General features: G+C 70.6%; 20 protein-coding genes. 14 read left to right on the top strand and 6 right to left on the bottom strand.

Features of this window, described 5'->3' with window-relative positions; translation table 11 throughout:
• Positions 1–31: 31 nt before the first annotated feature.
• Together EDF53_RS01865 and EDF53_RS01860 are read left to right on the top strand one after the other, a co-directional pair.
• Entirely contained in the window at positions 32–994 is a 963-nt protein-coding gene (locus EDF53_RS01865; RefSeq protein WP_123292318.1) for an ABC transporter ATP-binding protein, read from the top strand.
• Positions 981–1,859, top strand: coding sequence for an ABC transporter permease (locus tag EDF53_RS01860; RefSeq protein ID WP_185020904.1), 879 nt, complete (start codon positions 981–983; stop codon positions 1,857–1,859). The genes EDF53_RS01865 and EDF53_RS01860 overlap by 14 nt, the downstream gene beginning before the upstream one ends.
• 64 nt (positions 1,860–1,923) lie before the next feature.
• Here the strand turns inward: EDF53_RS01860 and EDF53_RS01855 are convergent, their stop codons facing one another.
• The 6 genes from EDF53_RS01855 to EDF53_RS01830 form a co-directional block, all read right to left on the bottom strand.
• Positions 1,924–2,985, bottom strand: coding sequence for an NADP-dependent oxidoreductase (locus EDF53_RS01855; RefSeq protein ID WP_123291980.1), 1,062 nt, complete (start codon positions 2,983–2,985; stop codon positions 1,924–1,926).
• Positions 2,986–3,213: 228 nt separating this feature from the next.
• Positions 3,214–4,128, bottom strand: a complete 915-nt coding sequence (locus tag EDF53_RS01850) for a metallophosphoesterase (RefSeq protein ID WP_123291979.1) — start codon at positions 4,126–4,128, stop codon at positions 3,214–3,216.
• Between the two features lie 70 nt (positions 4,129–4,198).
• Positions 4,199–4,630 (bottom strand): DNA methylase, encoded by a 432-nt coding sequence (locus EDF53_RS01845; protein ID WP_123291978.1) that lies wholly within the window; start codon positions 4,628–4,630, stop codon positions 4,199–4,201.
• 23 nt (positions 4,631–4,653) lie between these two features.
• On the bottom strand, positions 4,654–4,911 hold the full coding sequence (locus EDF53_RS01840) for a hypothetical protein (RefSeq protein ID WP_123291977.1): 258 nt from the start codon (positions 4,909–4,911) through the stop codon (positions 4,654–4,656).
• A 63-nt stretch (positions 4,912–4,974) separates the two neighbouring features.
• Complete coding sequence (locus EDF53_RS01835) at positions 4,975–5,316, bottom strand: L-rhamnose mutarotase (RefSeq protein ID WP_123291976.1); 342 nt, start codon at positions 5,314–5,316, stop codon at positions 4,975–4,977.
• Positions 5,313–6,668, bottom strand: coding sequence for an MFS transporter (locus tag EDF53_RS01830; protein ID WP_221181179.1), 1,356 nt, complete (start codon positions 6,666–6,668; stop codon positions 5,313–5,315). The genes EDF53_RS01835 and EDF53_RS01830 overlap by 4 nt, the downstream gene beginning before the upstream one ends.
• A 411-nt stretch (positions 6,669–7,079) precedes the next feature.
• Between EDF53_RS01830 and EDF53_RS01825 the strand changes: the two genes are divergently transcribed.
• From EDF53_RS01825 to EDF53_RS01770, 12 genes are all read left to right on the top strand, one after another.
• Positions 7,080–8,090, top strand: a complete 1,011-nt coding sequence (locus EDF53_RS01825; protein ID WP_123291975.1) for a LacI family DNA-binding transcriptional regulator — start codon at positions 7,080–7,082, stop codon at positions 8,088–8,090.
• A gap of 79 nt (positions 8,091–8,169) precedes the next feature.
• A complete protein-coding gene (locus tag EDF53_RS01820) occupies positions 8,170–9,255 on the top strand; it encodes a LacI family DNA-binding transcriptional regulator (RefSeq protein WP_123291974.1) in 1,086 nt (361 codons plus the stop codon).
• A 340-nt stretch (positions 9,256–9,595) separates the two neighbouring features.
• Positions 9,596–10,945 (top strand): ABC transporter substrate-binding protein, encoded by a 1,350-nt coding sequence (locus EDF53_RS01815; protein ID WP_123291973.1) that lies wholly within the window; start codon positions 9,596–9,598, stop codon positions 10,943–10,945.
• 4 nt (positions 10,946–10,949) lie between these two features.
• Positions 10,950–11,885 (top strand): carbohydrate ABC transporter permease, encoded by a 936-nt coding sequence (locus EDF53_RS01810; protein ID WP_243649937.1) that lies wholly within the window; start codon positions 10,950–10,952, stop codon positions 11,883–11,885.
• 89 nt (positions 11,886–11,974) lie between these two features.
• On the top strand, positions 11,975–12,778 hold the full coding sequence (locus tag EDF53_RS01805) for a carbohydrate ABC transporter permease (RefSeq protein ID WP_243648916.1): 804 nt from the start codon (positions 11,975–11,977) through the stop codon (positions 12,776–12,778).
• Between the two features lie 120 nt (positions 12,779–12,898).
• A complete protein-coding gene (locus EDF53_RS01800) occupies positions 12,899–15,205 on the top strand; it encodes an alpha-L-rhamnosidase (protein WP_123291972.1) in 2,307 nt (768 codons plus the stop codon).
• Between the two features lie 163 nt (positions 15,206–15,368).
• Positions 15,369–16,541, top strand: coding sequence for an L-rhamnose isomerase (gene rhaI / locus EDF53_RS01795; protein WP_123291971.1), 1,173 nt, complete (start codon positions 15,369–15,371; stop codon positions 16,539–16,541).
• A 4-nt stretch (positions 16,542–16,545) separates the two neighbouring features.
• Positions 16,546–18,645, top strand: coding sequence for a bifunctional aldolase/short-chain dehydrogenase (locus EDF53_RS01790; protein ID WP_123291970.1), 2,100 nt, complete (start codon positions 16,546–16,548; stop codon positions 18,643–18,645).
• A gap of 51 nt (positions 18,646–18,696) precedes the next feature.
• A complete protein-coding gene (locus EDF53_RS01785) occupies positions 18,697–20,175 on the top strand; it encodes a rhamnulokinase family protein (RefSeq protein ID WP_123291969.1) in 1,479 nt (492 codons plus the stop codon).
• Between the two features lie 128 nt (positions 20,176–20,303).
• Entirely contained in the window at positions 20,304–21,497 is a 1,194-nt protein-coding gene (locus tag EDF53_RS01780; protein WP_123292314.1) for an alpha-hydroxy acid oxidase, read from the top strand.
• A gap of 269 nt (positions 21,498–21,766) precedes the next feature.
• Complete coding sequence (locus EDF53_RS01775) at positions 21,767–22,750, top strand: glycoside hydrolase family 16 protein (RefSeq protein ID WP_221181178.1); 984 nt, start codon at positions 21,767–21,769, stop codon at positions 22,748–22,750.
• Positions 22,751–22,847: 97 nt separating this feature from the next.
• Complete coding sequence (locus EDF53_RS01770; RefSeq protein WP_123291968.1) at positions 22,848–23,051, top strand: hypothetical protein; 204 nt, start codon at positions 22,848–22,850, stop codon at positions 23,049–23,051.

Genomic DNA, 23,051 nt, shown 5'->3' with positions numbered 1-23,051 from the left:
GGAACCCGCGCACACGACGGAACCGGCCGCCGTGGACGCGACCCGTCCGACCACGGGCACCGACCTCGCGATCCGCACCACGGGCCTCCAGAAGGTCTTCCGCAAGCAGCGCGCCGTCGACGGCATCGACCTGTCGGTGCCGCGCGGCGCGGTGTTCGGGTTCCTCGGGCCGAACGGCTCCGGCAAGACGACGACGATCCGGATGCTGCTCGGGCTGTCGAGCGCGACCGGCGGCACGATCGAGGTGCTCGGCCAGTCGATGCCGAAGGCGCTCCACCAGGTGCTGCCGCGCGTCGGTGCCCTAGTCGAGGGTCCGGCCTTCTACCCGTACCTGTCCGGGCGCGCGAACCTGCAGCGCTTCGACGCGGCCGACCCCACGTCGGACCCGCGCACCCGCAAGGCCCGCGTGGCCAGCGCCCTCGACCGTGTCGGCCTGACGCACGCGGCGGACAAGAAGGCGCACGCGTACTCGCTCGGCATGAAGCAGCGATTGGGCCTGGCGAACGCACTGCTCTCCCCGCGCGACCTGCTGGTGCTCGACGAACCGACGAACGGCCTCGACCCGCAGGGCACGCGCGAGGTCCGCAACCTCATCCGGTCCCTGGCGGACGACGGCACGACGGTGTTCGTGTCGAGCCACCTGCTCGCCGAGATCGAGCAGGTCTGCACCCACGCCGCGGTGATGCGCACCGGCAAGCTCGTGGCACAGGGCGAACTCGACGAACTGCGGTCCGCCGGAGCCCGCACCGTGACCGTCCGCACGCCCGACATCGGGCAGGCCGGCAGCGTGCTGACCCGGCTCGGGCTCGTCCCCCGGCACGACGGCGGCGCGGACGTCCTGGTCGCCGACCTGCCGCACGAGCTGCTGCCCGAGACCATCACCGCCGAACTCGTCCGCGCCGACGTCCGCGTCCGTGGGCTGACGGTGGGCGGCGGCACGCTCGAGGACCTGTTCGTCGCGCTCACCGGAGAGGGCTTCGATGTCGCTGCCTGACACTGCCCGTGCACTGCCCGACGCCGAGGCCGATGCCGAGGCCCCGCGCCGCCAGCGTCCCTTCGCCCTGCTCGGCTCCGAACTCGCGCTGGTGTTCCGCCGCCGCCGCACGTGGGCGATGCTCGGGGCCCTCGCGCTCGTCCCCGTCCTGATCGCGGTCGCCGTGAAGCTGACGACCGACGGTGACGACGGCGGCCCGGCGTTCCTCGGCGACATCACCAACAACGGCCTGTTCGTGGCGTTCACCGCGTTGACGGTGTCGATCCCGCTGTTCCTGCCGCTCACGGTCGGCGTCGTCGCGGGCGACACCGTCGCGGGCGAGGCCAGCCACGGCACCATCCGCTACCTGCTCGTCGCACCGACCGGCCGGGTGCGGTTCATCCTGGTCAAGTTCGCCGGCGCGGTCGCGTTCTGCCTGGCGGCCACGTTGCTCGTGGTGCTCGTCGGTGCGGCGATCGGTGCCGTGCTGTTCCCGATCGGTCCGGTCACCCTGCTGTCCGGTACCCAGGTCGGCGGAGCGTCGTACGCCGGTCGGGCACTGCTCCTCGCCCTGTACGTGGCGATGTCGATGCTCGGACTCGTGGCGATCGGCATGTTCGCCTCGACACTGACGAACGTGCCGGTCGGGGCGATGGCCGCGACGGTGGTGTTGGCCGGGGCCTCCCAGGTCCTCGACCAGCTGCCCCAGCTCGACTGGCTGCACCCGTACCTGTTCTCGCACCGGTGGCTGGGGTTCGGCGACCTGCTCCGCGACCCGATCTCGTTCGACTCGTTCGGGTCGAACGCACTGCTGCAGCTCGGCTACGTGGTCGTGTTCGGCGCGCTGGCGTACAGCCGGTTCGCCTCGAAGGACATCCTGAGCTGAGGCCGACCGCCGGGTCCGGCCGCCGGGTCCGGCCGCCAGGTCCGGCCGCCGAGCCCGACCGCCGTCAGCTCGCCGGACTCGCTGAGCCGCCCGCCATCGTCTCCGCCTCCGAGCCGCGCGCATCCGCGTAACGGTCCCGCAGGTCGCGGGCCTTCTCGGAGCGGTACCAGTCGAGCCGTGCTCCGGTCTCGACCGTCTGCATCCCGATGACGACCTTGCCGCGTGACTTCATCTCGGCCAGGTCCTCGTACGCCTCGACGATGTACTCGAACGGGTAGAAGCCCGAGATGAGCACCTGGAAGCGACGTTCCTGCAGGGCCTTCGCCAGCAGGGTCAGGAGTTCCCGGGTCTCCTCGTCATCTGCCGGGGCGCGCAGGAACCGCAGCTCGATGTCGCGCCGTTCCTCCGAGGACACGAAGCGCTCGTCCCTGACCCCGAGGCGTTCGGCCAGGAGCTCGGCGTTGCTCTCCCCGTGGTTGTCGATGAAGGCGGTGATCGGTCGGCCGTCCGCGATCGCTCGGATGCGGTCCTCCTCGCCCTCGCCGTACACGACCGGCAGCGTGCCGATCTGCCGTAGGTAGTCGTGGTTGCGCGCACTGCCGAGGGTGATCACGGTCGCACCGGCGTCGTGCGCCAGCTGGCTCTCGATGTGGCCGACACCGCCCGCAGCAGCCGTGATGACGACGGTGTCGTCCGGCCCGAGGCGGAGCGATCGCACCACCGACACCGCCGTGCACCCGGCCAGGTACAGGCCACCGGCGACCTCCCACCCGACGTACTCGGGCTTCTTGATGACGGCACCACGCGGCACCGCGATCCAGTTCGCGTGCGAGCCGCCCTGGGGCGCGTGCCCCATGACCTCGTCTCCCACCCGCAGGTCCTTCACGCCGTCGCCCCGCGCCCGGACGATGCCGGCGAAGTCGACGCCCTGCCGTGCCGGGAACTCGAGCTCGATGTGGCCCCGGAGCTTCCCCTCGCGCAGGAAGCGCTCGATGTGGTTCAGCCCGGCGGCGACGATCTCGACGACGATCTCGCCGGGGCCGGCCGTCGGCTTCTCCTGGGGGACGAGCTCGACCACGCTGAAGTCGCCGTACCGGTCGTACTGGACTGCCTTGCCGTTCCGCATGGGTGCTCCTTCGCTGGCGTGTGCCTCCGGCCTACTCGGTTTCCCCGCGTGCAGCCCGAGCAGGCGGGGTACCGGCCGTGGGCGGTACCGACGAGCGGACGGGAGGCCCGTGGCGGCGTCGCCACGGGCCTCCCGTCCGTCCGTCGCGCACGTCCAGTGCGCCTCGCGCGCTCGGTGCGCGTCGCGCGCTCACTGCACGCCGGCCGCTCGGTGCTTTCCTGCTGCCGCTCAGTGCTTGCCGGCTGCCGCGACGACGGACGCGACGGTCTCGGCGTCGAGGTGGAACGCGAGCGGGTCGGTGTCGGGGCGTGGGACGCGCAGCGGCGTCGACCAGACGGAGCCGTCCTCGGCGACGTCCACGACGAGGGCGCCGCTGTCGGCGTACGCGGATTCCTCGTCGTAGGCGCCGGTGACGTCCGTGTCGTTCGCGACCCCGGGGGCGACGAGGACCGGGACGCCGGCCAGCGATCCGGCGAAGTGGTGGTGGTAGTGCCCGCCCAGGACCACGCGCACGTCGGACCCCCGGATCACGTCGGCGAGCGCCTCGGGGTTCTGCAGCCGGAGCGCCTCGTGCAGCTCGGTCGGGGCCGGCAGGGGCGGGTGGTGCAGGACGACGACCGTGCCATGCGGGGCGTGGTCCCCGGCGAGCGCGGTGCGGAGCCGTTCGAGGCTGGCGTCACTGAGCTCGCCGTAGCCGGCACCCGGCACGCTCGTGTCGACCGTGACGATCCTCCGGCCGGCGACGAGCGACTGCCCCCACACCGGCACGGTCGGCGGGTGGTACTCCATCGTGTGCATGACGGGGCGGCCGCCCTCGCCGAGGACGTGGCCGTTGGACAGCACCTGGCGGAAGCCCTCGCGCAGGTCGTGGTTGCCCGGGACCGCGACGAGGGCGGCTCCGTGGCGTTCGGCCCATCCGCCGACCCGCTCGAGGACGGCGGCGTACGACTCGGGGGTGCCGTCCTCGGACACGTCGCCCGAGATGACGACGAGGCCGATGCCGGGCACTCCGTCGACGTGGGCGAGCACGCCGTCCAGCGCTGCGGTGGTGTCGACGGACCCCTGGTGCAGGGCGCCGTCGCCGGTCAGGTGGGTGTCGGAGAGGTGGAGGACGCGGAGGGTTCCTGCTGCGGGCGGCTGCATGGGGTCCACGGTAGCCACGGGGGCGATGGGCGGGCTGGGCGGGTCGGGAGCGGTTCGTGAGCACCCGTGCTCAGTCCGGCAGCACCGCGTCCGGGATGTCCCGCAGGAAGATCTCGATCGTCTTCGGACCGATCCCCTTGAGCGCGGCGAGTCGCTCGCGCAGGTCCTTCCGCGACGCCGCGGTCTTCACCAGGTGCGACACGGAGCCCTCGTCGGCGTCGAGCGTGTGCATCGTCTCGTGCAGGGCATCGGTCATCTGGTAGTCGAACCGCGCGTAGCCGCCCTCGTCCAGAACCCTCCGCAGCTGCTCGCGTCCGGCGCCCGCGAACTTCCCCGGGCTGGTGAACCCGTGGTCGATGAGGACGCGGTAGGTCGCCGCCGCCTGCTCCTGCCGGATGGGCCGGCCGAAGAGCATGCTCGCGAGGAACCACCGGTAGAGCTGTTGGGGCTTGCCGTCGGACAGGTCGATCCCGAGGTCCGCGGCGTGGGTCACGTCGGCCATGGACCGGACGCTACCCGTGGTGTTCAGCCGTCGGTGCGCCGCGGCCCCCAGTGCAGCGCGCCGACGACGAGCCACCCGACGAACGACAGGATCGTGACGAGCTCGACGACCACGATGAACGGCAGGTCGATCGAGACACCGGCGCCCGCGATGTAGGCGTAGCTGTACGTGTGCGGCGCGACGAAGCTCGTGATCCACCGCACGACGAGGATCACCGCACCCAGGATCGCGAGGGCACCGAGGGCGAACTGGAACGGGTTTCGGCCACGCAGGAATCGCATCCCGCCACCGTAGGGCCGCGGACCGACGGCGCACGACTCCCCGTTCGAGGTGTCCAGCGCTCCTCACTCGGCGGCGGCCGCCAGCTGGTCCTCCAGGTTGAACACCTCGGGCAGCACCCGCGCGGTCTGGTCCGCCCGGCCCGTGGCGCCGTCGAACAGGTCCTGCATGTGCGCCTCCCATGCGGTCGCGACCTCGGAGGCCGCGAGCGACGCGTCGGCATCGGCCACCGAGTCGGTCTCGTAGTAGCCGATCAGCAGGCCGTCGTCGTCGAGGAACAGGGAGTAGTTCCGCCGCCCCGCCGTGGCGATCGCCCGGAGCATCGCCGGCCAGACGGCGGCGTGCCGCTCGCGGTAGGCGTCCAGGTGCTCGGCCTGGACCTGCAGTCGGAAGCAGACGCGGGTCACCGGTCGGCCTCGGCGCGGCGACGCTGTTCGGCGTCCTGCACGGCGCGCTCGTCGGCGGTGCGCACGGTACCGGTGACGGTGGTCACGGTGCCGTACCGCTCGGCCTCGATCGCCTCGAGCGTCTTGCCCTGTGTGCGTGGGGCCCAGATGGTGCCGACCAGGAACGACATCGCGAGGAGCCCCAGGATGAGTCCGCCGAGCGCACGGAGTCCGATGTCCGACAGCAGCAGCGGGAACCAGATGCTCAGCAGACCGACCATGACCCGCGCGGCGAGGAAGAGCACGCCCTGCGCACTGGCCCGGTACCGGGTGGCGAAGAGCTCGCTCGTCCAGAGGCCGTAGAACGCCTGGGCACCGATACCCGACGAGACCCCCCACGCCACGGCGAAGAACAGCAGCGTGCCGAGGTTCGCCGGTGCGTAGATCAGGACGGCCCAGGCGACGATCGCCAGCACCGCGCCGAGGGCGAACAGCAACCGTCGACTGACCCGGTCGCCGTAGCGCATGAAGCCGAAGTAGGTCGCGGCGACGGTGCAGCCCCACACCAGGATCTGCAGGCCGTACTGCTCGGTGACGCTCGTGACCCCGGTGGCCGAGTACACCCGCGGCTGGAAGATGCCGGCCTGCCCGGCGACGGTGTTCCAGAGCGCGTAGACGCCGAACAGGAACAGCATCGCAGTCAGGTTCCGGCGACGGCTGAACAGCTGGGTGATCCCGTGGAAGAAGTTCGCGGTGCCGGTCGCGGCGCGCTCGTCCTTCCAGATCGCCGACTCCGGCAGCCCCCGGCGGAGCCACCAGACGACTGCGGCGACGACGAACAGGTGCGCGAAGATGAGCCGGCTGCCGAGCAGCCCGAGGGGTGCGGCGGCGATGGCCAACCCGAAGCCGACCATCGGGCCGATCGACCAGGCGAGCTGCGCGGTGCCGACGTGGGCGGCGCGCTTGTCCGCTGGTGCCTGCTCGGCGATGTAGGTCCAGCTCGCCGGCACCCCGGCGCCGACCGCGATGCCGGTCAGGATGAAGCCGACCAGCAGCATGCCGTAGCTGCCGGCGAAGACCGCGAGCAGGATGCCGAGCATGTAGAGCAGCAGGTCGTAGGTGTAGATGAACTTCCGGCCGTAGCGGTCGCACAGGGGCCCGCCGATGATGGCGCCGGTGGCGGCGCCGAACGCGTTCGCCGACAGGCTCGCCAGGAGGCCGACCTCGAGGTCGCCGACGTGGAACTGCGCCTGCCACAGACTGAGGCTCGTGGCGATCGCGATGATCGACCCCGACTCGATGTAGTTCGACATGGCGACCGAGACGGTCGCCTTCCAGCCCGTGGTGCTCCGGGCTCCGATTCGGACCGCCATTGGTCCTCCGTTCGCGTGTTCGTCAGTGAATCGTTTCAACGGGACGGCGAGACGATAGTGCGACCCGGTGGGCGTTGGCAAGTCCGGGCTGTGCGCGTCCGCGTGCGGCGCGCCCGCGTCCGCACGGTGCGCGGTCGCTCACTCGGTGCGAGGTTGCCCGCTCCGTGCGGCGCTGCAAGCGCGCACCGAGCGGCCAACCTCGCACGTGGCGGCGCAGCACGCACGGTGCGACGCCGGAACGGAGCACGCACGGGGCCCGGCCGCACCCACAATCTCGCACCGTGCGGTGGACCTGCCCACCCACCGGACGGGAGGCCCGGGTCCGGCCCGCACCGCGCCTCCCGTCCGCCGTTTTCCACAGATCACGGCGCGCACCACCCGGAAGCGCAGGTGCGATGCCAGGATGGCCACATGGCGGTCAGTGTGCGAGAGGTGGCAGCACTCGCCGGCGTGTCCCTGGGGACGGTGTCGAACGTCCTGAACCGTCCCGACAAGGTGGCCCCGACCACCGTCGACCGGGTGCAGTCCGCCATCGCCGCGCTCGGGTTCGTCCGCAACGACTCCGCACGCCAGCTCCGGGCCGGCCGCAGCTCCACCGTCGGCCTGATCGTGCTCGACGGCGGCAACCCGTTCTTCACCGACGTCGCGCGCGGCGCCGAAGACGCCGCGATGGACAAGGGCCTGGCCGTCCTGATCGGCAACTCCGACGAGTCCACCGACCGCGAGCGCACCTACGTCGACCTGTTCGAGGAACGCCGCGTCGCCGGCCTGCTCATCTCCCCCGCCGGTGACGACCTGTCCCGCCTCGCCCGCCTGCGCGACCAGGGCACCGCCGTCGTGCTCGTCGACCGCCGCGCCGACGACGAGCACTTCGCCTCGGTGTCGGTGGACGACGTCGCGGGCGGTCGCATCGCGGTCGAGCACCTCGCGGCCATCGGGCGGACGCGCATCGCGTTCGTCGGCGGCCCGTCCAGCATCCGGCAGGTTGCCGACCGGCACGCCGGGGCACTGTCGGCGGCTCGGGCAGCTGGTATCGAGCTCGAGGTCCTGCCGACCGCGTCACTGTCGGTGCTCGAAGGGCGTCGCATCGGCGAAGAACTCCAGGCACGCCCCCGCGGTGAACGGCCGGACGCTGTGTTCGCGGCGAACGACCTGCTCGCGGTCGGTCTCGAACAGGCGTTCATCATGCGCGGCACGATCGCAGTGCCGGACGAGATCGCGATCGTGGGCTACGACGACATCGCCTTCGCCGAGGCAGCCGTCGTCCCGTTGACCTCGGTGCGCCAGCCTGCACAGGACCTCGGGCGCCAGGCGATCGAGCTGTTGACGAAGCAGGTCGAGCTCGGGCAGGGCATCGACCTCGAGCACGTCGAGTTCACGCCGGAGCTCGTGGTCCGGCAGTCCTCCGTCGCCGACGCGTAGCCGACCGCCTCGCGTCTGCCCACCAGCCTGACCGGCTCTGCGGCACGGATCGGCCGCCGCTGCGGCCTACGATCGGAGCATGGTGCATGTCCCCCGGCGCGACGGCCCGCCGAGCGTGCACCACGTCGCAGCTCGCGCCGGCGTCTCGCTGGCGACGGTCTCGAACGTCCTGAACCACCCCGAGCGGGTCGCCGAGTCCACGGCCGCACGCGTGCACGACGCGATCGCCGAACTCGGGTACACGCCGAACCGCAACGCCCGGGCACTGGTGTCCGGCAGCACCCGGGCGATCGGTCTCGTGGTCGCCTCGCTCCGCAACTCGCTGTTCACCGACGTGGTCAGCGGCGCGCACACGACCGCCCGCGAACGCCGGCGCACCCTGCTCGTCGCCAGCAGCGAGAACGACCTCGAGGCGCAGGGCGAACACCTCGCGTTCCTCGAGAGCACCCGGGTGTCCGGCATCCTGCTGGCCTCGATGACGGAGTCCCGCGCACAGGTCGAGGCGGCGAAGCAGCACGGCCTACCCGTCGTCTACGTCAACTACGAACCGACCGAGGTGGACGCCTGCTCGGTGGTCGTCGACAACGAGCGGGCCGGGTACGTCGCCGCGCAGCACCTCATCGAGCAGGGCTGCCGACGCATCGGCTTCGTGAGTGCCCGGCCCGACCTGCAGCCGGTGGCCCGTCGCCGCGCGGGGCTCCTCCGCGCGATCGCGGAACACCCGGGAGTCGAACTCGTCGACGTCGACGCCGGTGACATCGACCCGCCCGGCGGCACCGACGCCGGCGCGCGGATCGCCGCGATGCCGGTCGCCGAACGGCCCGACGGCGTCCTGGGCGTCACCGACCTGCTCGCCATGGCGGTCGTCTCCGAGCTCCGAGCCGCCGGCATCCGCGTGCCGGAGGACATCCCGGTGTCGGGGTGCGACCACAACTCGGTGGCGTGGGGCGGCGCGGTGCCGTTGACCTCGGTCACCATGCACGGCGAGGAGATGGGCGCCACCGCCGTGGCCCTGCTGCTCGAGGAGCTCTCCGACCCGATGCACGTCCACCGCACCGTGGTGCTCGGCAGCGAGCTCGTGCCCCGCGAGAGCACGCTCGGCCGCGCCGGTGCAGCGGCCGCGCGGGCCACGGCGCCGAGCGACCCGCGCCGCACCGAGGCCTGAGCGCCCGAAAGCGACAGTCCTGCGGCACGGGACGCCGTCTGGTCCGGCAAAGCGACAGATCCACGCGAACAGTTCGCGGCACAGGGTCGCTTTCGCGGGTGCGGCGGAGGCAGGGCGGGCGAAGCAAGGCGGGGCGGGCAGGCCCGGCAACGCGGACCGCGCGCACCAGGCATGCGCGTTCCCGTAACGAAATCGACACAGCGATTGACACGCTTCAATCCACGTGGTTCCATCCTGATTGAAACGTTCTAAACAGCAGCAACCGGAGCCCACGACGACGCGGGATCCGGGTCCGTTTCACCCGGGGTACCCCGCCCCGGGCCTTACGAGGAGGTAAGGAATGTCAGCTCGTTCCCTGACCACGAGGACGCTCACCAAGCGCGCCGTCGTCAAACGGCTCGTCGCCATCGGCGGCGCCACGGTCCTGATCGGCGGGCTCGCGGCGTGTTCGTCCGGCGGTTCCGCCGACGAAGGCGGCGGCAAGGTGCAGATCACCTACCAGGCCGACAACTCACCCGCGACCGCAGCCACCGCGAAGCCGCTCATCGAGGCGTTCGAGAAGGCCAACCCCGACATCACGGTCAAGTTCGACACCCGCCCGCAGGGCACCGACGGCGACAACCTGGTGAAGACCCAGCTGTCGACCGGCGAGATGGCCGACGTCTTCAACTACAACTCCGGTTCGCTCATGCAGGCCCTCAACCCGGACAACACCCTGGTGGACCTGTCCGACGAGAGCTGGACGAAGGACGTCGACGAGCAGTTCACCAAGGTCGTCAGCACCGACAAGGGCGTCTACGGCGCTCCCTTCGGCACGAGCTTCGGCGGCGGCGTCATGTACAACAAGAAGGTCTACGCCGACCTCGGACTCAGCGTCCCCACCACGTGGGACGAGTTCATCAGCAACAGCGAGAAGATCAAGGACGCCGGCAAGGTCGCCCCGATCATCCAGACGTACGGCGACACCTGGACCAGCCAGCTGTTCGTGCTCGGCGACTTCGCCAACATCACGGCGCAGGACAAGGACTGGGCGGACAACTACACCGCGAACATGGAGTCCTACGCCAAGGACCCCGCACTCGCCGGCTTCGACCACCTCGCCGAGGGCAAGGACAAGGACCTCTACAACGAGGACTACGCCTCGGCCACGCAGGCGAACGGCCTGAAGATGCTCGCCGACGGCACCGGGGCGCAGTACCCGATGCTGACGAACGCGATCTCGACCCTGCAGCAGGACAGCCCCGACGCGGTCGCGGACATCGGAGCGTTCGCGCTGCCGGCCGAGGACGCCGACGACACGAACCTGACCATCTGGGAGCCGAACGGCCTGTACATCCCGAAGACCACCGAAGGTGACGAGCTCGCCGCCGCGAAGAAGTTCATCGCCTTCGCGAACTCGGCCGACGGCTGCAAGGTGCAGAACGACACCGGAACCCCCGGTGGCCCGTACGTCATCTCGACCTGCTCGCTGCCGGACGACGTGCCCCCGATGATCGACGACCTGCAGAAGTACCTGGACGACGGCAAGGCGAGCCCGGCGCTCGAGTTCCTGTCCCCGATCAAGGGCCCGAACCTCGAGAAGATCTGCGTGCAGGTCGGCTCCGGCATCACCAACGCGGCCAAGGGTGCTGACCAGTACGACGACGACGTCGTCCAGCAGGCCCAGCAGCTCGGCATCAAGGGCTGGTGACACGGTGACCGCGACACTCACGACGGCACTCGAGCCGGCGAAGACCCGAGCGGGTTCCGGCGGGACCGGTCCCGCGCGCAAGCGGATGCGCTCGTTCTACCCCGCGTGGTTCTTCATCCCCGCGATCGCGCTGTACGTCGTGTTCTTCGCGGTCCCCACATTCGCCGGGTTCTACTTCTCCCTCACCCGCTGGACGCTGTTCGACCAGACCTTCATCGGTTTCGACAACTTCGTCCGGTTCTTCCAGGACCCGCAGCTCGTCTCCGGGTTCGTGCACACGTTCCAGTACGGCTTCGTGACGAGCGCGGCGAAGGTGGTCATCGGACTCGCCCTCGCCCTGCTCCTCACGTCGCCCGTGCTGGGGCGCGGCTACCTGCGGGCGGTCGTGTTCTTCCCGGTGCTCGTGTCGACGATCGGCATCGGCATCACGTTCAAGGCGCTGATGGACCCGTTCCACGGGATCATCAACGGCGTCCTCGGCTCGGTCGGCCTCCCCACTCCGGGGTGGCTGACCGACCCGGCACTCGCCCTGTGGAGCGTCGCCGCGGTGGACGTCTGGAAGGGCGTCGGCATCGCGACGCTCATCTTCATCGCCGGCATCGTGGCGATCCCGCAGGAGTACTTCGAGGCCGCACGGGTCGACGGCGCAAGCGCGTGGTCGATCTTCCGGAACATCACCCTCCCGCTGTCGCGTCCCGCGATGGGCACCGTCATCATCCTGTCGCTGATCGGCGGGCTGCGGTCCTTCGACCTCATCTGGGCGATGACCGGCGGTGGGCCAGGGTTCACCAGTGACGTCATCGCGAGCGTCATCTACAAGCAGTACCAGGCCGGGTTCTACGGCCTGTCCACCGCCGGCAACGTGGTCCTGTTCGTGGTCGTCACGGCGATCATGGTCCCGATCTCGTGGCTCCTCAACCGCAAGGAGGCGGACCTGTGACCGCCGTCACCAGCCCCCGCCGGACCGCCGGCCGTGCGCCGACGCCGGCGAGCCGGAACCGCCACCCGGGCCGGACCCGCCGGTGGGTCATCGGCTCGATCGCCATCGTCGTCAGCTTCGTAGTGTTCCTGGTGCCGTTCGTCTTCGTCCTGCTGCAGGCCATGAAGAACCCGGCCGAGGCGAACCAGCTCGGCTTCAGCCTGCCGACCGAGTGGCAGCTCTGGCAGAACCTGCAGGCCGTGTTCGGGTCCGGTGACGGCGTGATCGTCCGCGCGTTCCTGAACAGTGCGGTCCTGACCGTGGGCAGCGTGATTGTGATGGTCGTGTTCTCCGCGATGGTCGGGTACGTGCTGCAGCGTCGTCCGAGCAAGTGGAACGGCGTGATCAACTTCTTCGTCCTGGCGGGCCTCATCGTCCCGCCCGCGATCGTCCCGACGATCTGGGTGCTCCAGGGGCTCAACCTGTTCAAGACCATGGGCGGGATGATCCTCATCGAGGCGACCTTCGGCCTGTCGTTCTGCATCCTGCTCTTCCGGGCGTTCGTGGCGACGATCCCGAAGGAGCTCGACGAGGCCGCCGTCCTCGACGGAGCCGGACCGATCCGTCTGTTCTTCGGCGTCGTGCTGCCGCTGCTCAAGCCGGTCATCATCACGGTCGTGCTCGTGCAGTCCGTCACGGTGTTCAACGACTTCACGAACCCGCTGTACTTCCTGCCGGGGTCCGAGAACGCCACGGTGCAGCAGACGCTCTACTCCTTCCAGAGCCAGTCGGTCAGCCAGCTCAACCTGCTGTTCACCGACGTCCTGCTCATCACGATCCCGCCGCTGATCCTGTACATCTTCTTCAACCGCCAGATCGTCGCCGGCATGACCAGCGGCGCCGTCAAGGGCTGACGCCCGACCCCGGCCTGGAGGCGCGACCCGCCTCCGCCGCACCGCCCACCCGGGCGGGCGGCCGGGCCCCGGACCCCCGCACCGGTCGACGACGACCGGTCGCGTGAAAGGACACACCACATGACCGCCTGGACAGCACCGTTCATCACGAGCGACGCCGACCTCGGGAGCGCACCGATCCTGCGCCGTGAGTTCACCCTCGACGACGGCCACGGCGCGGTCACGAGCGCGACCCTCGACGTCAGCGCCCTCGGCGTCGTCGAGGCGTGGCTCGGTGGCGAACGCGTCTCCGACCACCTGCTCGAACCGGGGTGGACGAGCTACGAGTGGCGCATCCGCGTCGTCTCGCACGACGTCACGGCGCACCTGACCGAGACGGCCGCGGGCAGTGCCGCCGTGCTGGCACTCGTGCTCGGCAAGGGCTGGGCCGCCGGTCGGCTCGCCTGGGGTGGTGGCGGCGGCTGGTACGCCGACGAGCCCGCCGGGTTCGCCGAGCTCCGCATCACCTTCGCCGACGGCCACGAGCAGCTCGTCGCCACCGACACGGACTGGCAAGCCCTGTCCAGCGCGATCACCGCCGATCAGCTGTACGACGGTGAGGACATCGACGCCCGGCTCCGCGACGGCTCCTTCCTGACGCCCGGCGAGGTCACCACACCGAGCGTCGACGGCCACGAGGGACGCACCAGCGCCGTGCGCACCGTCGACATCGGCGATCGCGAACTCGTCGCCGACACCGTGCCGCCGGTCCGACCCCTCGCCGAGATCGCCCCCGTCGAGGTCTGGACGAGCCCGTCCGGCGCGACGCTGATCGACTTCGGGGTCAACCTGGTGGGCTGGCTCCGCGTGGTCGCCTCTGGGCCCGCGGGCACGGTGCTGACCCTGAAGCACGCCGAGGTGCTCGAACACGACGAGCTCGGCACCCGCCCGCTGCGCACCGCGAAGGCGACGGACCACTTCACCCTGAGCGGCAGCGAGGACCACTTCGAGCCCCGCTTCACCTTCCACGGCTTCCGGTACGCCCAGGTCGACGGGTGGACCGGCACGCTCGACGAACTCCGCGCGGCCGTCACCGCGGTGCAGGTCGGCTCCGACCTGACCCGGACGGGCACGTTCGAGTCCAGCCACGAGCTGCTCAACACGTTCCACGACAACGTCATCCGGGGCATGCAGGGCAACTTCCTGAGCGTCCCGACCGACTGCCCGCAGCGTGACGAGCGCCTCGGGTGGACGGGCGACATCGCGGCGTTCGCCCCGACGGCGTCGTACCTGTTCGACACTCGCGCGTTCCTGGGCGACTGGCTCCGCGACGTGTGGCTCGAGCAGCAGCACGCCGACGGTGTCATCCCGTTCGTGGTGCCGGACGTGCTCAAGTACTCCCCCGCCGAGGACTTCGGCACCCCCGACGCCACCGCCATCTGGTCGGACGCCGGTGTCTGGGTGCCGTGGACCCTGTACCAGGCGTACGGCGACACCGCGGTGCTCGAGGAGCAGCTCGACTCGATGACGGCGCACCTCCGCCGCATCAAGGGCCACCTGTCACCCGAGGGCCTGTGGGACACCGTCTTCCAGTTCGGCGACTGGCTCGACCCGGACGCCCCGCCGGAGGACGCCGCCAAGGCGAAGGCCGACCCGGGCGTCGTCGCGACGGCGTGCGCGTACCGCAGCGCGACCCTGGTGGCGCAGGCGGCGCGGTTGACGGGCCACGAGGCGGAGGCGACGGAAGCCGAGGAGCTCGCCACGGGCCTCCAGGCCGCGTTCCGTCAGCACTACGTGACCGACGGCCGCATCCGGAGCGACTGCACCACCGTCTACGCGCTCGCGATCGTGTTCGGCATCCTCGACGAGGACGACGAGCGCCGTGCGGGCGACCGCCTGGCGGAGCTCGCCGAGCAGTCCGGGTACCGGATCTCGACGGGCTTCGCGGGGACGCCGTTCATCACCGACGCACTGACGCAGACCGGCCACCTCGACGACGCGTACCGGCTGCTGCTGCAGACGGAGTGCCCGTCGTGGTTGTACCCGGTGACGATGGGTGCGACGACGGTCTGGGAGCGTTGGGACTCGATGCTGCCGGACGGCACGATCAACCCGGGTGAGATGACCTCGTTCAACCACTACGCACTCGGTGCCGTGGCGGACTGGATGCACCGGGTGGTCGGCGGTCTGTCAGCGCTCGAGCCGGGGTACTCCTCCGTGCTCATCGCACCCCAGCCGGGCGGCGGACTGACGTGGGCGTCGACGTCGCTCGACTCCGTGCACGGGCACATCGCGGTGCGGTGGGAGCACGTCGACGGCGAGCTGCTCGTCCGTGCGACGGTCCCCGAGGGGGTCTCGGCCGTGGTGCGCTTGCCGGGTGCTGCGGAGCAGCGGCTCGGCGCTGGCTCGCACGAGCTGCGCGCGCCGGCTGCGGTGCCCGCGGCGTAGGGCCTTGTCGTCCGCCGCACAACCAAAGTGACTTCGAGCCGCACGATCACGCGGCTCGAATGCACTTTGGTGGTGCGGCGGGGAACGGCACCACACGGTTGCGGCAGCCCGCCGCGACCCGTACTGTATGAAACGATTCAATCGCACACGAGGAAGTGACACGATGACATCGACCCCGACCTTCACCGGCATCGCCGACCAGCTCGCACGACAGCAGATCGAGCTGCCCAGCTGGGCCTTCGGCAACTCCGGCACCCGCTTCAAGGTGTTCAGCACGCCCGGCACCCCGCGCGACCCGTACGAGAAGATCGCCGACGCCGCCCAGGTGCACAAGTACACGGGCCTCGCACCGACCGTGGCACTGCACATCCCGTGGGACCTCGTCGACGACTTCAGCGACCTCAAGCGGCACGCCGAAGAGCACGGGGTGTCGCTCGGCACCGTGAACTCGAACACGTTCCAGGACGACGACTACAAGTTCGGCGCCCTGACCCACGTCGACGAGACGATCCGGCAGAAGGCGATCGACCACCACCTGCGCTGCATCGACGTGATGGACGCCACCGGCAGCCGCGACCTGAAGATCTGGCTCGCCGAGGGATCGAACTACCCCGGGCAGGAGGACATGCGCTCACGCCAGGACCGCCTGCACGAGTCGCTCAGCACGATCTACGACCGCCTCGGTGCCGACCAGCGCCTGGTGCTCGAGTACAAGTTCTTCGAGCCGTCGTTCTACCACACCGACGTGCCGGACTGGGGCACGAGCTACGTGCAGACGGCCGCGCTCGGCGACAAGGCGATGGTCTGCCTGGACACCGGCCACCACGCCCCCGGCACGAACATCGAGTTCATCGTGATGCAGCTCCTGCGCCTCGGCAAGCTCGGCAGCTTCGACTTCAACTCGCGGTTCTACGCCGACGACGACCTGATCGTGGGCGCAGCGGACCCGTTCCAGCTGTTCCGCATCCTGGTCGAGGTCATCCGCGGCGGCGGCTACGACAACCACGACGTCGCGTTCATGCTCGACCAGTGCCACAACATCGAGGACAAGATCCCCGGTCAGATCCGCTCCGTGCTCAACGTGCAGGAGATGACGGCCCGGGCACTGCTCCTCGACCGCGTGGCCCTGACCGCAGCGCAGGAGGCCCACGACGTCCTCGGCGCGAACGAGGTCTTCATGGACGCGTACCAGACCGACGTCCGGGCGGACCTCGCCGCGTGGCGCGAATCCCGCGGTCTGCCGGCGAACCCGATGCGCGCGTACCTGGACTCCGGGTACCAGCAGTCGATCGCCGAGGACCGCGTCGGCGGCGTCCAGGCCGGTTGGGGCGCGTAGACACATGGCACACACACTGGAGGCTCGGGTGGACCCCGCAACGCAGCTCACGGATGCAGACACCACGATCAGTGCGCTCATCGCGCGCTCGAACGCGCTCGGCTCGGATCCGCGGATCACGAACTACGCCGGCGGGAACACCTCGGCGAAGGGCACCGACACCGACCCGGTCACGGGCGAGCCGGTGGAGCTGCTCTGGGTGAAGGGCTCCGGGGGCGACCTCGGCACCCTCACCCCGGCGGGCCTCGCAGTCCTGCGCGTCGACCGCGTCCGTGCCCTCCAGGACATGTACGCATCAGACACAGGCCCGGGGGTGGAGCGCGAGGACGAGATGGTCGCCGCGTTCGACTACACGCTGCACGGCAAGGGCGGTGCCGCCCCGTCCATCGACACGGCGATGCACGCCCTGGTCGACGCCGCGCACGTCGACCACCTGCACCCGGACGCCGGCATCGCCATCGCGACGGCGGCGGACGGACCGGCCCTGACGTCGACGATCTTCGGCGACACGGTGGTGTGGGTGCCGTGGCGCCGACCGGGGTTCCAGCTCGGGCTCGACATCGCCGCGATCAAGCGGGACAACCCCCAGGCGATCGGCACGATCCTCGGCGGCCACGGGATCACGGCTTGGGGCGAGACGAGCGAGGAGGCCGAGGCGAACTCGCGCTGGATCATCGACACCGCCGAGCAGTACATCGCGGAGCACGGGAAGGCCGACCCGTTCGGCGGGACCCGAGCAGGCTTCGAGGCGCTGCCGACCGACGAACGCCACGCACGCGCCGCCGCCCTCGCACCGACGATCCGCGGCATCGCCGGGCACGACAAGCCGGTGGTGGGGCACTTCACCGACAGCGACGTCGTGCTCGACTTCCTGGCGTCGTCGCGCGCCGAGGAGCTCGCCGCGCTCGGCACGAGCTGCCCGGACCACTTCCTGCGCACCAAGGTCAAGCCCCTCATCCTCGACCTGCCCGCCACCGCGAGCGTCGACGAGCAGACCGCCCGCCTGCACGAACTCCACGAGCAGTACCGCGCGGACTACCAGGCCTACTACGACCGTCACGCGAACCCGGACTCCCCCGCGATCCGCGGAGCCGACCCGCTCATCGTGCTGGTGCCCGGCGTCGGGATGTTCTCGTACGGCAAGGACGCCCAGACCGCCCGCGTCGCCGGCGAGTTCTACGTCAACGCGATCAACGTCATGCGCGGTGCCGAGTCGCTCAGCACCTACGCCCCCATCGACGAGGCCGAGAAGTTCCGCATCGAGTACTGGGCCCTCGAAGAGGCGAAGCTGCAGCGGATGCCGGCCCCCAAGAAGCTCGCCACCCGCATCGCCCTGGTCACCGGAGCCGCGAGCGGCATCGGCAAGGCGATCGCGAAGCGCCTGGCCGCCGAGGGTGCCGCGGTCGTCATCGCCGACCTCGACCTGGCGAAGGCGCAAGACGCTGCCGCGGAGATCGGGAACACGGACAGGGCCATCGGCGTCGCGGCGAACGTGACGTCCGCAGCGGAGATCGAGCAGGCCATCCAAGAGACGCTGCTGCACTTCGGCGGCCTCGACCTCGTCGTCAACAACGCCGGACTCTCCCTCAGCAAGAGCCTGCTCGAGACCACCGAACAGGACTGGGACCTGCAGCACGACGTCATGGCGAAGGGGTCGTTCCTGGTGTCCAAGGCGGCGGCGAAGGTCCTCATCGAGCAGGGCCTCGGCGGCGACATCGTCTACATCTCGTCGAAGAACTCGGTGTTCGCCGGTCCGAACAACATCGCGTACTCGGCGACGAAGGCCGACCAGGCGCACCAGGTCCGGTTGTTGGCGGCGGAGCTCGGTGAGCACGGCGTCCGCGTCAACGGGATCAACCCCGACGGCGTCGTCCGTGGCTCGGGGATCTTCGCGAGCGGCTGGGGAGCGAACCGCGCGAAGACCTACGGCATCGAGGAGCAGGACCTCGGCGCGTTCTACGCCCAGCGCACCATCCTCAAGCGCGAGGTCGTGCCGGAGAACGTCGCGAACGCCGTCTACGCCATCTGCACCGACGACTTCTCGCACACGACCGGGTTGCACGTGCCCGTCGACGCGGGTGTCGCCGCCGCGTTCCTGCGCTGATGAACGACAAGCTGATGCAGGACAAGCTGATGTCCGACAAGAGGTAAGAGCATGTCCACCAGCGGCACCGTCGCCGCCGTCGACCTCGGGGCCACCAGCGGCCGCGTGATCCTCGGGCACGTCGACGCCGACGGCGTCCGGATGGAGCACGTCGCCCGGTTCCCGAACGGCCCCGTGACCCTGCACGAGCACGACCGCGAGGCCCTGCATTGGGACGTCGTCGAGCTCCACCGACAGGTGACCGACGGCCTCCGTCAGGCGTTCGCCTCGCACCCGGCGATCGTCAGCATCGGCATCGACTCGTGGGCGGTGGACTACGGCCTGCTGCGCGACGGTCGGCTGCTCGGGCTGCCGTACCACTACCGCGACGAGCGGCACGAGGGCGGCGTCGACCGCGTGCACCGACGGATGGACGCGGCCGAGCTGTACGCCCGGAACGGTCTGCAGCACCTGCCCTTCAACACGGTGTTCCAGTTCGCTGCCGACCCGTCGCTGCAGCTCGCGCAGCGGGCGCTGCTCGTCCCCGACCTGCTCGGCTACTGGCTCACCGGTGTCGAGGCGGCCGAGCGCACGAACGCGTCGACGACCGGGGTCCTGAACGCGACGACCCGCGGGTGGGACCCGGCGTTGCGGGCTGCTGCGGGCCTCCCGGCCGGCCTCCTGCCCACCCTGCGTGACCCGGGCGACCGACTCGGGCCCCTGCTGCCGTCCGTCGCCGACGCCGTCGGCGGGCAGGCACCCGTCACGCTCGTCGGCTCGCACGACACGGCCTCCGCCGTCGTCGCGGTCCCCGCGACCGAGCCGGACTTCGCGTACATCTCCTCCGGCACCTGGTCGCTCGTCGGCGTCGAGCTCGACGCACCCGTCCTGTCGGACGCGGCGCGCGACGCGAACTGCACCAACGAGGGCGGGGTCGACGGCCGTGTCCGGTTCCTGAAGAACGTGTCCGGACTGTGGTTGCTGTCCGAGAGCGTCCGCACCTGGGAGCGTGGTGGCGCGAGCATCGACCTGGAGGCCCTGCTCGCCTCCGCCGCGGCCGTCACGGCCCCGGTCCCCGTCTTCGACCCCGCCGACGAGTCGTTCACGGCGCCCGGCGACATGCCCGCGCGCATCGCCGCCTGGTGCGGCGACCACGGGCTGAGCGCGCCCGCGTCGCGGGCCGAGTTCGTGCGCTCGATCCTCGAGTCGCTGGCCGCCGCGTACGCGGAGACACTTGCGACGATCAGCACCATCACGGGCAAAGACGTCCGACAGGTGCACATCGTCGGCGGCGGATCGCAGAACCGGCTGCTCTGCCAGCTGACGGCCGACCGCACCGGGCTGCCCGTCCTGGCCGGGCCCGTCGAGGCGACGGCACTCGGCAACATCCTGGTGCAGGCGCGGGCAGCCGGACTCGGCGGCCTGCGCGGCGCCTCGCTCGATGCCCTGCGCGCGACGATCGCCCGCACCGTCGAGCCCGTCCGGTACACCCCGCGTTCCTCCGACGCTTCCCTCCGCCAATCCACCTCGAGACGTAGGATGTCTGTATGACCTCGACCGACGACCAGCACCGCGTCGACCCCGCCACGGGCGCACCGGCAGCCACCCCGGGCACACCGTCGGCCCGGCGGACCCCGATCAAGCGGCAGCTGCCGACCGTGCGTGACCTCGCGCCGCTCATGCAGTTCAAGAAGCCTTCGCTGCCCGGTCGGCGTCAGCGCCTCGAACAGGCCCTGACGATCTGGGACCTGCGCGACATCGCCGCCCGCCGCACGCCGAAGGCCGCGTTCGACTACACGGAGGGCGCCGCCGAGGCCGAGATCTCGCTCGCGCGCGCCCGCCAGGCGTTCGAGGACATCGAGTTCACGCCCGCGATCCTGCGCGACGTGTCGACGGTGTCGACGTCGCGGGACGTGCTGGGTGCGCCGGTCGCGTACCCGTTCGGCATCGCCCCCACCGGGTTCACGCGCATGATGCAGACCGAGGGTGAGCGTGCCGGTGCCCGGGCAGCCGGACGCGCGGGCATCCCGTTCTCGCTCTCCACCATGGGCACCACCGCCATCGAGGACGTCCGCGACGCCAACCCGAACGGCCGCAACTGGTTCCAGCTGTACATGTGGAAGGACCGCGAGAAGTCGATGGCGCTGGTCTCCCGCGCCGAGAAGGCCGGGTTCGACACACTGCTCGTCACCGTGGACGTGCCCGTCGCTGGCGCGCGACTGCGGGACAAGCGCAACGGCTTCTCGATCCCGCCGCAGCTCAGCGCGCGGACCGTGCTGAACGCCATCCCGCGGCCGTGGTGGTGGTTCGACTTCCTGACCACCGAGCCGCTGGCGTTCGCGTCGCTCGACCGGTGGTCCGGCACCGTCGGGGAGCTCCTCGACCACATGTTCGACCCGACCGTCACCTACGAGGACCTCGCCTGGATCCGCGACCAGTGGAAGGGCAAGGTCGTCGTCAAGGGCGTGCAGTCCCTGGCCGACGCGCGTCGTCTGGCGGACATGGGCGTCGACGGGATCACGCTGTCGAACCACGGCGGACGCCAGCTCGACCGGGCACCCGTGCCGTTCCACCTGCTGCCCTCCGTGGTGAAGGAGGTCGGCATGGACACCGAGGTGCACCTCGACACCGGCATCATGTCCGGCGCGGACATCGTCGCCGCCGTGGCGCTCGGTGCGAAGTTCACCATGGTCGGCCGGGCGTACCTGTACGGGCTGATGGCGGGCGGCGAGGCCGGTGTCGACCGGATGATCCAGATCCTGTCGGAGCAGATCGAGCGCACGATGCGGCTGCTCGGGGTCACGTCGCTCGACGAGCTCGAGCCCGGGCACGTGACGCAGCTGCAGCGCTTGCAGCCGGTGCCGCGCGGCTGAGGCGGCGGGCAGCGGGCTGCCCGCCGTTCACCGCGCGTTCGAGTGCCGATTCGGGCGATTACCCCCGAACGGGGCACAAATGATGCAAGATGTCCGTGGACGCGTCACCGAACCCCTCGGCATCCTGCCCCCTGGCGCGCCGTCCCCTCCCCGCATCCTGCGCCCGAGCACCACGAGGAGCCCGACATCTCGACCCGAAGCACGTGCACGCCCATGCGCGGCACGACCCCCGCGACCACCACGCCCACCACCACCGAACGGCACACCCGATGAGCCGCCGTCGCGCGATCCTGGCGGCAGCGACCGCCGGTTGCCTGGCACTCGGAGTCCCCACCGCCTCCGCCGCCTCCGCTGACAGCTGGTGGGGCTGGGGCGGACACCGCCACGGGCAGCACGCCCCGGTGACCCCCACACCCACCCCCTCGGATACTGCGACCCCGACCCCGTCGGACGACGAGGAGTCGGACACGACGCCGACGGAGACGCCCGCGCCGACCGCCGAGGCCGCGCCGATCGAGGACACCACCCCGACCGCGGAACCCGAGGCGGCTGCGCCCACCGACGACGCCGAAGCCGCGGAGTCGGACGCCGACGACGCGGCCGAACCGCAGGACGAGGTCGCCGACACCTCCGCTGCGCCGGCCGCCTCGTTCGTCGAGGACTTCACCACCGACGCCGTCACCGGCCTCGTCTCGCGGCTCTACCCGCAGTCGTGGCAGCCCTACCCCGACGGCACCTCCGGCATCTACGCGCCGAGCAAGACCGTCTCGGTGCACGACGGCGTGATGGACGTCGCCCTCGGCACCGGAGCGGGGGCGGCCGGCACGTTCGGCTCCTCCGCCGGAGCCTGGGACCACGTCGGCGGCTCGTTCTCCGTCCGCGCCAAGGCGACCGGTGGCGACGGCAACGGCGCGGCGTTCATGCTGTGGCCGACGTCGGGCACCTGGTCCGACGGCGAGATCGACTTCCCCGAGGGCAACTTCGAGGACAGCCCCTCGGCCTTCCACCACTCGATGACCCCGGGCAAGGAAGCCGACCGCGTGCAGATCGGTACCGGCGTCTCGTGGCGCGACTGGCACACCTACACGGTGGACTGGGTGCCCGGAGAGTCGGTCACCTACAGCGTCGACGGCAAGGTCCTCGACACGATCACGCACGACGTGCCGACGACCCCGCACCGCTTCATGTTCCAGGTCGGCAACTGGGGCGACCAGGGCAACCTGCTCATCGACTGGGTCTCCACCACGGAGTGAGCGTTCGGCCCACAGAGTGAGCAGAAGACGTCGGGTTCCCACCAGGGACCCGACGTCTTCTGCTCACTCGGTGACTGTGCCGAGGTACGTTCGGGCGATGGACGTCGTCAGCGCGAAGGTACTCGGAACGCTCGCACTGCTGGGCGGCGCGGTCTTCGTCGTGACCTCGGTCGTGCGGATTGTGCGAGCGGACTCCGACGTCGCGCTCATCCTGCTGAATGCGCTGTACGGGATCCTGCTGCTCATCGTGGGCGTGATGTTGTGGCGGTTCGCGCGTCGATCGGCGAAGCGCGACCGATAG

It is taken from the genome of Curtobacterium sp. PhB78 (assembly GCF_003751685.1).
Lineage (GTDB): Bacteria > Actinomycetota > Actinomycetes > Actinomycetales > Microbacteriaceae > Curtobacterium.
This window is presented reverse-complemented; position numbering and strand designations above follow the sequence as displayed.